1 protein-coding gene and 1 tRNA gene are annotated in these 597 nt (G+C 53.6%); both read left to right on the top strand.

Going from position 1 to position 597, the window contains the following annotated elements:
* Positions 1–24 precede the first annotated feature (24 nt).
* Complete coding sequence (locus AC1D0Z_RS23760) at positions 25–297, top strand: HU family DNA-binding protein (protein ID WP_007874140.1); 273 nt, start codon at positions 25–27, stop codon at positions 295–297.
* A gap of 16 nt (positions 298–313) precedes the next feature.
* Positions 314–389: transfer RNA gene (locus AC1D0Z_RS23755), tRNA-Val, on the top strand.
* Positions 390–597 lie beyond the last annotated feature (208 nt).

The following is a 597-nucleotide window of genomic DNA, read 5'->3' as shown; positions in this document are numbered from 1 at the left end:
CTTTTTATCAACGAGGGGCTCCTTGTGAACAAGACTGAACTGATCGAGCACATTGCCAAGCATGCTGATATTTCCAAAGCTGCCGCTACGCGCGCACTGGAGTCAACCATTGGCGCTGTGAAAACAACCCTGAAAAAAGGAGGCTCGGTGTCTCTGGTGGGTTTCGGCACTTTTGCCGTGGGAAAACGTGCCGCGCGCACCGGTCGCAATCCACGTACCGGCGATGCGATTAAAATCAAGGCTGCCAAGGTTCCAAAGTTCCGTCCAGGCAAAGCTCTCAAGGATGCTTTGAACTGAACGGAAACTCAACGTGGGGTGCTTAGCTCAGTTGGTAGAGCAGCGCCCTTACACGGCGTAGGTCGGCGGTTCGAGCCCGTCAGCACCCACCACCCACGAAAAAAGGCGAACATGGTTCGCCTTTTTTGTTGTTGGCTCCCGGTTTGTTCGTAAAGCTGTTGCAGCACAGGAAGTTCGAGATGTTTGATTTCATTCGCAAGCACACCAAGGTCACCATGGCGTTGCTGTTTTTGCTGATCGTTCCGTCCTTTATCTTGGTGGGCATGAACGCCAATGGCCCCTCAGGGAACAACAGCGGGG

This window comes from Polaromonas sp. P1_E3, from assembly GCF_056405935.1.
Note: the sequence above shows the minus strand (reverse complement) of the source record. Positions and strands in the feature narration are given on the sequence as shown.